The organism is Salibaculum sp., from assembly GCF_035270045.1.
Classification (GTDB): Bacteria; Pseudomonadota; Alphaproteobacteria; order Rhodobacterales; family Rhodobacteraceae; genus Salibaculum.
Genome location: NZ_DATFIP010000035.1, coordinates 33,010 through 45,080, shown reverse-complemented (window position 1 = coordinate 45,080; position 12,071 = coordinate 33,010). Strand labels below are relative to the sequence as shown.

At 63.1% G+C, this 12,071-nt stretch carries 11 protein-coding genes; 7 read left to right on the top strand and 4 right to left on the bottom strand.

The window, feature by feature from the left end; all coding sequences use genetic code 11:
- Positions 1–53: 53 nt before the first annotated feature.
- Positions 54–470, bottom strand: coding sequence for a tellurite resistance TerB family protein (locus tag VJ897_RS05865; RefSeq protein WP_324054134.1), 417 nt, complete (start codon positions 468–470; stop codon positions 54–56).
- A 116-nt stretch (positions 471–586) separates the two neighbouring features.
- Between VJ897_RS05865 and VJ897_RS05860 the strand changes: the two genes are divergently transcribed.
- The 3 genes from VJ897_RS05860 (at position 587) to VJ897_RS05850 (ending at position 5,094) form a co-directional block, all read left to right on the top strand.
- Positions 587–2,227 carry a lysine--tRNA ligase gene (locus VJ897_RS05860; RefSeq protein ID WP_324054132.1) on the top strand — a complete coding sequence of 547 codons (1,641 nt, stop codon included), beginning with the start codon at positions 587–589 and terminating at the stop codon, positions 2,225–2,227.
- Positions 2,228–2,284: 57 nt separating this feature from the next.
- A complete protein-coding gene (locus VJ897_RS05855; protein WP_324054130.1) occupies positions 2,285–2,680 on the top strand; it encodes a DUF4864 domain-containing protein in 396 nt (131 codons plus the stop codon).
- A gap of 125 nt (positions 2,681–2,805) precedes the next feature.
- Positions 2,806–5,094, top strand: a complete 2,289-nt coding sequence (locus VJ897_RS05850) for a glycosyl hydrolase family 28-related protein (RefSeq protein WP_324054129.1) — start codon at positions 2,806–2,808, stop codon at positions 5,092–5,094.
- Positions 5,095–5,163: 69 nt separating this feature from the next.
- Here VJ897_RS05850 and VJ897_RS05845 read toward each other — a convergent pair whose 3' ends face one another.
- From VJ897_RS05845 to VJ897_RS05835, 3 genes are all read right to left on the bottom strand, one after another.
- The gene (locus VJ897_RS05845; protein WP_324054127.1) at positions 5,164–5,388 is read right to left on the bottom strand and encodes a hypothetical protein; all 225 of its coding nucleotides are present in this window, start codon (positions 5,386–5,388) and stop codon (positions 5,164–5,166) included.
- Positions 5,389–5,515: 127 nt separating this feature from the next.
- Positions 5,516–6,577 (bottom strand): ABC transporter ATP-binding protein, encoded by a 1,062-nt coding sequence (locus VJ897_RS05840; RefSeq protein ID WP_324054126.1) that lies wholly within the window; start codon positions 6,575–6,577, stop codon positions 5,516–5,518.
- Positions 6,578–6,598: 21 nt separating this feature from the next.
- A complete protein-coding gene (locus VJ897_RS05835; protein WP_324054124.1) occupies positions 6,599–7,390 on the bottom strand; it encodes an IclR family transcriptional regulator in 792 nt (263 codons plus the stop codon).
- A gap of 139 nt (positions 7,391–7,529) precedes the next feature.
- Here VJ897_RS05835 and VJ897_RS05830 point away from each other — a divergent pair, with 139 nt between their 5' ends.
- From VJ897_RS05830 to VJ897_RS05815, 4 genes are all read left to right on the top strand, one after another.
- Positions 7,530–8,798 (top strand): ABC transporter substrate-binding protein, encoded by a 1,269-nt coding sequence (locus VJ897_RS05830; protein WP_414706682.1) that lies wholly within the window; start codon positions 7,530–7,532, stop codon positions 8,796–8,798.
- Between the two features lie 126 nt (positions 8,799–8,924).
- Complete coding sequence (locus VJ897_RS05825) at positions 8,925–9,851, top strand: carbohydrate ABC transporter permease (RefSeq protein ID WP_324054122.1); 927 nt, start codon at positions 8,925–8,927, stop codon at positions 9,849–9,851.
- A 16-nt stretch (positions 9,852–9,867) separates the two neighbouring features.
- Complete coding sequence (locus tag VJ897_RS05820; protein WP_324054120.1) at positions 9,868–10,716, top strand: carbohydrate ABC transporter permease; 849 nt, start codon at positions 9,868–9,870, stop codon at positions 10,714–10,716.
- Complete coding sequence (locus VJ897_RS05815; RefSeq protein ID WP_324054118.1) at positions 10,713–12,056, top strand: alpha-glucosidase/alpha-galactosidase; 1,344 nt, start codon at positions 10,713–10,715, stop codon at positions 12,054–12,056. Before VJ897_RS05820 ends, VJ897_RS05815 begins: the two co-directional genes overlap by 4 nt.
- Positions 12,057–12,071: the final 15 nt, after the last annotated feature.

Here is a 12,071-nt window from a genome sequence, read left to right as displayed (position 1 = left end):
CATCCATCGCATGCCTGCAAATCAGGCGACCACACCACGCCGGGACTGAACCACTAGAGCACCAGGTGCCGCGCCCGGGCGCCGCGTTCGATGGCGGCGGCGTGCAGGCGGTCGATGTGCAGCTCGTATCGAATTTCCTCGAGCAGGCGCAGTTCCGCCTGCGGGATGTCGCCGTCCGCCGCAGCCACGTCGCAGGCCAGGGCATAGGCGGTCTCGAACAGGTGTTCGGGCAGGGCGTCGCGGACCAGCCCGAAAAGCGCGTCGAGACCGTCCTCCTGGCTGAACAGGTCGAACACCACCGCCGAGACCTTGCTGATCTTGTCGGCGTCGTAATTTCCGAAGACCGGCAAGTGATTGACCGTGCTGGTGATCTTCACCAGTTCCGCCGTTCGGATGTCCTCGTCGCTGGCTGAGACCGCGACCATGATGGCGACAAGAGCGTCCTGGGCGGTCAGGGCTGCGGGGGTCATCGGCCAATCTCCTCTGTGCGATGGCTCACCTTTATTGACGCTTTCGCGGCACTGCAATAGGACGCGAACCAGTCGGCCGGGGACGGCCGGGTCAATCCCACAGGAAAGCCGAAGACATGTCCGATCTGCGCGACGCCGCGATGAGTTCGAAAGCCTGGCCCTTCGAAGAGGCACGGGCGCTTCTCAAACGCGTGGAGGCCTCGGGCAAATCCGAGGTTCTCTTCGAGACGGGCTACGGCCCCAGCGGGTTGCCGCATATCGGCACCTTCGGCGAGGTCTTGCGGACCACAATGGTGCGCCGCGCCTTCGAGTTGATCTCCGACATCCCGACGCGGCTGATCTGCTTTTCGGACGACCTGGACGGAATGCGCAAGGTGCCCGGTAACGTGCCGCATCAGGATAGCCTGGCCGAGCACCTGCACAAGCCGCTGACATCGGTACCCGATCCTTTCGGCACCCACGACAGTTTCGGTGATCACAACAACGCGATGCTGCGGGGGTTCCTCGATACCTTCGGCTTCGAGTACGAGTTCGTCTCGGCCCGCGACTTCTACCAGTCGGGCCGGTTCGACGCGGTCCTCAAGCGCGCGGTCGAACGCTATGACGACGTGATGAAGGTCATGTTGAAATCCCTGCGAGATGAGCGCCGGCAGACCTACTCCATCTTCCTGCCGATCCACCCCGAGACGGGCCGTGTCCTTTACGTGCCCATGAAGGAGGTGAACGCCGCCGATCACACCGTCACCTTTGACGACGAGGACGGGCGCGAATGGACCCTTCCGGTGACCGGCGGGAACGTGAAGCTGCAATGGAAACCCGATTTCGGCGCGCGCTGGGCCGCGCTGGGCGTGGATTTCGAGATGTACGGCAAGGAGCATGCCACCAACACGGCGATCTACGACCGCATCTGCGAGATTCTGGGCGGTCAGAAGCCGAACCATTTCACCTACGAGCTGTTCCTCGACGAGAACGGCCAGAAAATCTCCAAGTCCTCGGGCAACGGCATCTCGATGGATGATTGGCTGTCCTATGCCAGCACCGAAAGCCTGTCCTACTTCATGTATCTCAAGCCCAAGACGGCCAAGCGGATGCATTTCGACGTGATCCCCAAGATGGTGGACGAATACCACCAGCAGCTGCGGGCCTATGCGACGCAGGACATTGCGCAGCGTGTGAACAACCCGGTCTTTCACATTCACGGCCACAACGCGCCAGCATCGACCATGGTCGTACCGTTCTCGATGCTGCTGAACCTGGCGGCCGTTTCGGGCGCCGAGCAGAAGGAAAAGCTCTGGGGCTTCATCCAGCGTTACGCCCCCGAGGCCAGCCCTGGGGGGAACCCGGACCTGGACCAGGCCGCCGGGTTTGCTATTCGCTATTACAACGACTTCGTGAAGCCCACGCGCCAGTTCCGCCTGCCTGACGATACCGAACGCGCCGCATTGGAAGAGCTTGCCGCCTGCTTGCAGGACGAAGGCAGGGCGCTGGACGTGATCGCCCGAAAGAACGCGCAAGAGGGCAAGGACACGCCCCTGCCGACGGTGGACTGGCATGACGACGAGTTCCTGCAATCCATCGTTTTCGCCATTGGCAAGACCCATGGGTTCGAACCGCTGCGTGCCTGGTTCGGCACGCTCTACGAAGTGCTTCTGGGCGCCAGCCAAGGCCCGCGTTTCGGAGGGTTCATAGCGCTCTACGGGATCCAGGAGACGGTCGCCCTGATCGAAAGCGCGTTGCGCGGCGAGCTGGTGAAGTAAAACCAATCCCCCGGTTCGTCCGTACCTGTTCCAGATACGACCAACCGGAGGGCCACCATGAAACGCCTTGTGACCGCCATTTTCTTGCTAGCGGCAGCTCCTGCCGTGGCGCAAGACGCCGATATTCAATCCGTTATCGAGGGCCAGATGCGGGCCTTCCAAGCTGAAGACAGTGCCGCGGCCTTCGAATTTGCCAGCCCCATGATCAAGGGCATGTTCGGCTCCCCGCGGACCTTCGGCATGATGGTCCGCCGTGGCTACCCGATGGTCTGGAACAACGCTGAGACACGGTTCCTGCAGCTGCGGGAAATCGACGGTGAGTTCTGGCAGAAGATCCGTATCCGGGACGAGGCCGGCGGGCTCCACCTGATGGATTACCGCATGGTGGAGACACAGAACGGCTGGCAGATCGACGGCGTGGTTGAACTGCCAGCACCTGACGTGGGCGTCTGAGCCCGGCGGCGTTGCGCCGCCGGGCCTGACACCGTCACGGTGGTCCAAGTCCGCGTTTACCTTGGCCCAATACCCCTTTCGCCCAGACACAGGGTTTTGATCGGCGCTGCCGGGAAAGGGAAAACATGAACAAGGTCATTACCGACGGCGTGGTGCTGATGCCCCCGGCCTTCGCGGGCGGTCTGGACGTCTGGTCGAGCGGGGACGGCACGCCGGGTTCGGATACCTACGCGGGGTCTGGCAGCGGGGTCTTCGTGCCTGCCGATCAGGATTTCGGCGGATGCCTTGAGCTTGCCAAGACCAATGCGGTGCAGAAACTGCGCTACATGGGCGAAACACCCATCCTGCCGGGTTGCTATCTGCGGGTCACGGCGCGGGTCAAGGCGGTCTCGGGCGCGCTGCCAAGCGTTCGCATCGCCGGATTTCCGCTCTGGCCCGACGGGTCGGTGCTGGGTGGGGTGACCAAGGCGGGTTCCGAGATTGCCCTGACCGGTTATGGCGAGGTGGTCGAGATCAGCGCCATCGTCGGCACCGGACCGCGCGGTGGGGTCGACATGGTCTGGTCCAAGGCCGGGTCGGCCCATATCGGGCTGGATCTGACAGGCCCCAACGGTGGCCTGATCCGCGTCGACGATATCCGGGTCGAGGATGTCACCCGCGCCTTTCTGCGTGACATGATGGGCGTCGTCGATGTGCGTGACTACGGCGCGGTGGGCGACGGTGTCACCGACGACCGCGAGGCTTTCGAGGCCGCCGACACACATGCCGACGGACGCGAGGTGCTGGTATCGGCAGGGACCTATTTCCTGGGCGACAACGTCACGATCCAGAACCAGATCCGCTTCGAGGGCACGGTGACCATGGCCGCCGAACACCGGCTGGTGTTCCAGAAGAACTTCGACTTTCCGACCTATGCCGATGCCTTCGGTGACGAGGAACTGGCCTTCAGGAAGGCATTCCAGGCGCTGCTGAATTTCTCGGATCACGAGTCGCTCGACCTGGGCGGGCGGCGCATCAACCTGTCAGAGCCTGTCGACGGCTTTGCCGCCGTGGTCAACAAGCCCGCCTTCGAGGTGCGCCGCGTGATCCGAAACGGCCAGTTGCAGCCCGACCCGGGCGCAGCCTGGGATACCGAGGTCGTGACCGCGCAGGCGAGTTATTCGGTCAGCAACGCCCGGACGCTCACCAACGTGAGCAATGCCGCCACGATCCCGGTCGGCGCGCTTGTGACAGGCAACGGCGTTGGCCGCGAGATCTATGTCAAGGCGGTGGACGTGGCCGGACAGGAGGTCACGCTGTCCTCGTCGCTCCATGACGCCGAGGGGACGCAGGACTTCACCTTCACGCGCTTCAAGTACCTGCTCGATTTCACCGGGTTCGAGCGGCTTTCCGCGCTGGAACTGGAAGACATCGACTTTCACTGCAAGGGGATCGCATCCTGCATGATCCTTGCCCCCGACGGACATTCCATGCGGGTGCGCGACTGCCAGTTCAACAAGCCCAGGGACAGGGCCATCACCAGCCCGGGCAAGGGTTGCACGGGCCTGGACATTTTCGGCTGTATCTTCAACTCGAACGAACAATCCCTGCCGCTGACCGAGCGCACGAGCCTGTGTTTCAACATCAACCATAACGATGCGACGGTTCGTAACAATCGCGCGGCGCGGTTCCGGCACTTCGGGTTCCTCGGTGGCAATGGCAACCTGATTACCGGCAACCACTGGTTCATGGGAGACGACGAATCCCAAGGCTTGCGCCAGGCGGGGATCGTCCTGACCTCGCACAACAGCGTTTCGTCGATCACGGCGAACTACTGCGACAACAGTTTCATCGAGATCACCAACGAACACGATGCCCATCCCGACGCGCAGAACGAATACACCTTCGGCGGGCTGACGATCACCGGCAACATCTTCGTGTGTTCGGACGTGGCGCCGTGGTTCAGCTGGATCGTGGTCAAGCCTTATGGGCAGAATCATTCGATTCAGGGGCTAGCCGTTACCGGCAACGTTTTCCGCACCTACAGTGGCAACATCGACCGGGTCGAGCACATCGACACCACCTATGCCGACATGGACTTCAATACCATGCGCAACATTACGTTCTCCGGCAATGCCTTCAACGGTGTCAACGAACAGGTCCGCAACCCGTACAGCGACATCCACAATCAGCAGACCGAGGACAGCGTCTGGATCGTGGACACGGGCAGTTTCCTGCCCTTCGGTGGCTGGACCCGCACGATCGAGAGCATCGCGCCGGTGCAGGCCATCACGAATACGGCCGGGGCCCCGGTGTTCCACCAGCCTTACATCGACCCGGTCAACGGGTCCAACAGGCATGAATTCCGGGTGATCTGGCCCGAGCCGGTAAAGGGCAAGGTGCGTTTCTGCGTGCGGATGGACAACCCCGCCTGAGGTCGGTGGGCCGGAACGAAAAAGGCCCGCCGATCGGCGGGCCTTCTGCGATACCGGCACCTACGCCCGTCAGATATAGTAGAGATCCCTGAAGACGTGATGCGCGATGCGGTCGCGTGCAATGCCCATCTCGGCCAGTTCGGCATCGGATTTGGCGTGCAGTGCCTCGATCTGGCGGCGGCGCCCGGCGCGCGTGCCATGGGCCTCGGCGGCGGTCCAGAAGGCGCGGGCGAGTCCGCGCAGGATGTCGCGCGGGCGCGGCGCGGCAACGGGTGTGTCGGTCATGTCAGCCATTGGAAACCTCCGTATGGCATTGGTCGGGGTCCTCCCGACCGCCAACCTAGGCGGTGACGCCCCGGCGCACCACGCATGTTAGCGCAATCGCGCTATGCGCTGGCTGCAAGTCTCGCGCGACTGGCCATCAGCGCAGCCGCGCCCCCGTCGAGCCGTCGAAGAACATTGCGTCGGCGGTGTCGAAATCCAGCGAGACGGTGATGCCCTCTTGCATGGGTTCGTTGTCACGGCTTTCCACGATGATCCTCTCGCCGCCCGGCGGGATCAGGTAGTCGTAGGACACGCCACCGAGACGTTCGCGGATATCCAGCCTGATCTCGCTATCGCCGGGCGCGATCCGCAGGTGCTGCGGGCGCAGCCCGAGATGCACCGGCTTGCCCTCGGCCGGAAGCCCGACCGGTGCCTCGACCAGCCGGTTGCCCAACGACGGAACCCGCAGGCCCCCGCCCTCGACCGTACCCTCGATGAAATTCATTGACGGCGACCCGATGAAGCCGGCGACAAACTTGTTGTCGGGATCCTCGTATAGCTGCATCGGGCTGCCGACCTGTTCCACGCGGCCCGCGCGCAGGACCACGATCTTGTCGGCCAGTGTCATGGCCTCGACCTGGTCGTGGGTGACATAGATCATCGTGGCGCCGATATCCTTGTGCAGACGGGCGATCTCGACGCGCATGTCCACGCGCAACTCCGCATCCAGGTTGGACAGAGGTTCATCGAACAGGAACACCTCGGGGCCGCGCACGATGGCGCGTCCGATGGCCACGCGCTGACGCTGGCCGCCCGACAGCGCCTTGGGCTTGCGATCCAGGTAGTCGTCGAGTTTGAGGATGCGGCTGGCCTCTGCCACTTTCTCGCGGATCTCCGTCTTGGGGTGGCCCGTCATCCGCAAACCGAAGCCCATGTTTTCCTCGACCGACATGTGCGGATAAAGCGCGTAGGTCTGGAAGACCATGGCAACCCCGCGGTCGGCGGCGTCCACCCGCGTCACGTCGCGGGGGCCGATGTTGATATTGCCCGAGGTCGTCTCTTCCAAGCCCGCGATCATCCGCAGAAGGGTGGACTTGCCACAGCCCGACGGGCCGACGAAGACGCAGAATTCGCCGTCCTCAACGGTCAGGTCGATGTCGTGGATCACTTGCGTGGCGCCGTATTTCTTGACGGCCTGTGTCAGGGTTACGCCAGTCATCAGGGTCTCCTCCTTGCGCGGTCAGTCGGGGAACTGCCAGGTCTCGGCAGCCTCGACGATCTTTTCGGCGGTTTCGGTCAGGGCCGGGCGCAGTCGTTCCAGCCCGTCCAGCGTATTGCGTTGGGTTGATGCCGTGATCGACAGCGCCCCCATCACCCGGCCGGCCGATGACAGGATCGGCGCGGCGATGCATATGATGCCCGGTTCGTGTTCCTCGCGGTCGAAGGACACGCCCGCGGCGCGGATCGCGGCCAGTTCCTCTGTCAGGGCCTGCGGCGTCGTCAGGGTATGGGCGGTGTGGGCAAAGAAGGACTGCATGTTCACTGCCTTTGCGCGGTCGTCGGGCGGCAAGAAGGCCAGCATGGCCTTGCCCACGCCGGTGCAGTAGCCCGGGCCGATCTTGCCGGCCTCCGAGAACATCTCGACTGGTCGGCGGGCGTTTCGCTTGTCCACGTAGAGCACTTGCCCCTGGTCCATCTGGGCCAGGTGAATGGTCTCGCCGACCTGTTCGGACAGGGCGTCCAGGTAAGGCCGCGCGATTGGTGCGAGGGAGCTTTGCTGCCAGGCGGCATGGGCCAGTCGGACCAGGCGCAAACCCGGCGCATAGGTCTGCCGGGCCTCGTCGTAGGCGAGCATCCCTTGGCTGGTGAGGGTCTGCAGCAGCCGGTAGAGCGTTGCCTTGGGGTGGTCGGATTCGGCCAGGAGCTCGGCAAAGCGGACGGGGCGGCCCCTCGCGGCGACGCGATCCATGACCTCCAGTGCCTTGCCGACCGTTCCGTCGGCGTGCCCGCCCTGCGTCGTCTGCCGGTTCATCTCCGCCGATGTCCTCCCTTGTCCCGACGGTTGCGGCCGGGGTGTTGACTTTCATAACCCGAATCCCGCATAGTTTCAATAGTTGGAATGAAGTTTCATTATTTGGAACTTTCCGACACTGCATTATGGGAGGACACCAATGCTCAAGAAACTCACTTCGGCAGCCGTGGCGCTGACGATGACCACGGGCCTTTCCGGCCCTGTATTCGCCGAGGCGCACTCGGAGCTCGAAGGCACTCTTCGCATCATCTCGGACATGTCGAACCCCGCGCCGCGCGAGGTCATGGAAGGCCTTGCGGCCGATTTCGACGAGATGCACCCGAACCTCGAGGTCGAACTGGACATCGTCGACCGCGAGGCCTGGAAGAGCCAGATCCGCAACGCGCTGTCGGCCAGCCCGCCGGACGTGGTGAACTGGTATGCCGCCAACCGGATGGAGCCTTACGTGGATTCCGGCCTGTTCATGGATATCACCGACTGGTGGGAGGCTGGCGACTACGACGGTCTCGAGTCCGTCAAGGGCGCGCTGACCATGGATGGCAAGCAGTGGGGTATCCCCTACACCTACTACCAGTGGGGCGTTTACTACCGCGAGGACATCTTCAACGAGCTTGGGCTCAAAGAGCCCGAGACCTTCGAACAGGAAATCGCGAACTGCGAAGCGATCCTGGAGTCCGGGCGCAAGTGCTACACGATCGGCAGCAAGTTCCTGTGGACCGCCGGCGGCTGGTTCGACTACCTGAACATGCGCACCAACGGGTTCGACCATCACATGGCCCTGGCCCGAGGCGAGCTGTCCTGGACCGAGGACGAGGGCGTTCGCCAGACCTTCGAGAACTGGCGCACCCTGATCGACATGGGCGCCTTCATTGACGACCACCAGACCTACAGCTGGCAGGAGGCGTTGCCCTTCATGGTCAACGGCGAAGCCGCGGCCTACCTGATGGGCAACTTCGTGGTGCCGCAGCTGCGTGATGCCGGTTTGGGCGACGACCAGATCGACTTCTACCAGTTCCCGGCGATCAACCCCGACGTTGCGATGGGCGAAGATGCGCCGACCGACACCTTCCACGTCGCCTCGGGCGCGCAGAACGTCGAAGCGGCCCGCGCATTCCTGAAATACGTGACTTCGGCCGAGGTGCAGTCGGAAATCAACGGTCCCGACGGGTTGGGCCAGCTTCCGGTCAACGCCAATGCCTCCGTGGCGGATGACGAGTTCATCCAGCAGGGCTTCACCATGCTGTCGGAGAACGCCACCGGCGGGATCGCGCAGTTCTTCGACCGCGATTTCCCGGCCGAGATGGCCTCGATCGGCATGGAAGGGCTGCAGGAGTTCATGGTGTTCCCGGACAACCTGGACGACATCCTCGCCCGTCTGGAAAGCGCGCGCGAGCGCATCTACGACTAAGCAGATGCAGGCCGGGGCCTCGGATGCGGGGCCCCGGCCGCGCCACCCGCATCCCATCCGCAAGCCCGATCCGGGGCTTCCGCATGTGTTGCCAGCGGCCAGCGCGCCGCAGCCGGAGGAGACGCCATGACCACCGCACCCGATCCACCCACCCAGGGCTGGCTGCAACGTCACCGCATGATCATCACGCCGTTGATGTTCCTGCTGCCAGGTATCGCCTTTTTCGCGGTCTACGTGATTTCGCCGATCTTTCAGAGCTTCTACATATCGGCGTTCGAGTGGAACGGGCTGGGCAGCCTGTCAGAACAGGGCGAATTCGTCGGTATGCAGAACTACCGCGAACTCATGTCGGACCGGAATTTCGAGGTTTCGCTCTGGAACAATCTCAAATGGCTGGTGCTCTACCTGCTGGCGATCCCCGGCGGGCTGTTCATCGCGCTGTTCCTCAATCAGACCATTGCCGGAATCCGGCTTTACAAGTCGCTGTTCTTTTTTCCCTTCGTCATCAGCCAGGTCGTTGTCGGCCTTGTCTTTTCCTGGTTCTACCTGCCCAACGTCGGGTTGCTGAACGTGGTCCTGGGCTGGTTCGGCAGCGAAGTGAACGTCCTCGGCAACCCCGACCTTGCGACCTACGGGATCATCGCGGCCGGGCTCTGGCCGCAGACGGCCTATTGCATGATCCTGTACCTGACCGGCCTGAACGCCGTGGACCCCGAGCAGATCGAGGCCGCGCGGCTGGATGGGGCCAAGGGGCCGCGGATGCTCTGGCACGTGATCCTGCCGCAGTTGCGGCCCGCGACCTTCATTGCCTTCGTGGTGACGATCATCGGCGCGCTGCGATCCTTCGACCTGATCTCGGTCATGACCAATGGCGGACCCTTCGGGTCCACGCGGGTGCTGTCCTTCTACATGTTCGAGAAGGCCCTGTCGGAATACGGATTCCGCATGGGCTATGGATCTGCCATCGCGGTGATCCTGTTTCTGATCATGCTGGTCTTCATCAGCTACTTCCTTTGGTCGATGTGGCGCGAAGAACGCGCCGCGCGGCACTGAACGGAAAGGGCGAGACATGTTTCCGACACCCATCGAAAAGCGGTCGCGCGCAGCGCAGGTCACCTATCAATCGCTGGTGCCCCTGGCGCTGATCCTGTGGCTTCTGCCCTTGCTGGCCGTGGCGCTGTTCTCGATCCGGCCCGCAGTGGATTTCTCGTCAGGCAACTACTGGGGCGTGCCCTCGTCCTTCGAGCTGTTCACGAACTACGGCAAGGTCTTTTTCGAAAGCGACATGCCGCGTTATCTGTGGAATTCGGTCCTGATCACGGTGCCCACGGTGATCGGTGCGGTGGCACTGTCCTGCATGACGGGCTTCGCGCTGGGAATCTACCGTTTTCGGGGCAATCTGCTGATCTTCTTCATGTTCATCGCGGGCAACTTCGTGCCCTTCCAGATCCTCATGGTGCCGGTGCGCGACCTGACGGTCGACGTGGGCCTTTATGACACCAAGATGGGGCTGGTGCTGTTCCACATCGCCTTTCAGACCGGGTTCTGCACGCTATTCATGCGCAATTTCATCCGCGCGCTGCCATACGAGCTGATCGAGGCCGCGCGGGTCGAGGGCGTCAAGGAATGGCGTATCTTCTGGTATATCGTCCTGCCCCTGATGAAGCCCGCCATCGCGGCGCTGTCGGTGCTGATCTTCACCTTCGTCTGGAACGATTATTTCTGGGCCGTGGTCCTGACCCAGGGGCCGGATGCGCAGCCCGTCACAGCCGGGATCACAAGTTTCAACAGCCAGTTCGTGGCGCAGTATCACCTGATGAGCGCAGGCAGCATCGTCGCGGCCCTGCCGCCGGTTGCGATGTTCTTCCTGATGCAGCGCCATTTCATCGCAGGCCTCACACTCGGAGCCGTCAAATGACCAAGCTGACCTTCATCGGTGCAGGATCCACGATCTTCATGCGCAACATCGTGGGCGACATGCTGCATTTCGAGGCGCTGCGCGACGCCGAGATCGCGCTGATGGATATCGACACGGGCCGGCTGGCCGAATCTGAACAGGTGGCGCGGCGCATGATCGCGACCATGGGCAGCGGCGCGCGGGTGACGACCCATACCGACCAGCGTCGCGCGCTGGAAGGCGCGGATTTCGTCGTCACTGCCTTCCAGATCGGGGGATACGATCCCTGCACGATCACCGATTTCGAAATCCCCAAGGCCTATGGGTTGCGCCAGACCATCGCCGATACGCTGGGCGTGGGGGGGATCATGCGGGGCCTGCGCACCGTGCCGCATTTGTGGAAGGTCGCCGAGGACATGACGGCGGTCTGCCCCGATGCGCTGCTCATGCAATACGTGAACCCCATGGCCATCAACACCTGGGCCCTCGCCGAACGCTATCCGCATATCCGCCAGGTGGGGCTGTGCCACTCGGTGCAGAACACCGTGCAGGAACTGGCCCATGACCTGAACATGGAAGAATGCGACATCCGCTACAGGGTCGCGGGGGTGAACCACGTGGCCTTCTTCCTGCGGCTGGAGGATACGGGCGGCGCCTCGCTCTATCCGCGCCTGCGCGAAGGCTACCGCGCCGGGCGGCTGCCGAAATCGCCGCTTCTGATGCCGCGTTGCCCCAACAAGGTCCGCTACGAGGTGATGGAGCAACTGGGTTACTTCTGCACCGAAAGCAGCGAGCATTTTGCAGAGTATGTGCCCTGGTTCATCAAGGACGGCCGCGAGGATCTGATCGAGGACTTCGGGATCCCGTTGGATGAATATCCCAAGCGCTGCGTCGAACAGGTTGCCGATTGGAAGGCACAGGCGGCCGATCTGGCCCAGCAGGCCACCATCGAGGTTCCCAAGAGCCACGAATTCGCCGCCGAGATGATGAACGCGGTCGTGACAGACCAGCCCTTCACCGCCTATGGCAACCTGCCCAATCGGGGGCAGATCCCGCAACTGCCTATGGGGGCCGCGGTTGAAACGCCCTGCCTTGTCGACCAGAACGGCGTGCAACCCTCTGTCGTCACGGACATCCCGCCTCAGCTGGTGTCGCTGATGCGCACCCAGGTCAACGTGCAGGAGCTGACTGTCCGTGCCTTGGTGGACGAAGCGCCAGAACACATCTACCACGCGGCCATGATGGACCCCCACACCGGCGCCGAACTGGACCTGCGCCAGATCCGGGCGCTGGTGGATGACCTGCTGGCGGCCCATGGCGACTGGCTGCCCGGCTGGGCGCAAGTGAAGAAAGCGGCCTGAGGCCCTAATTTCCGA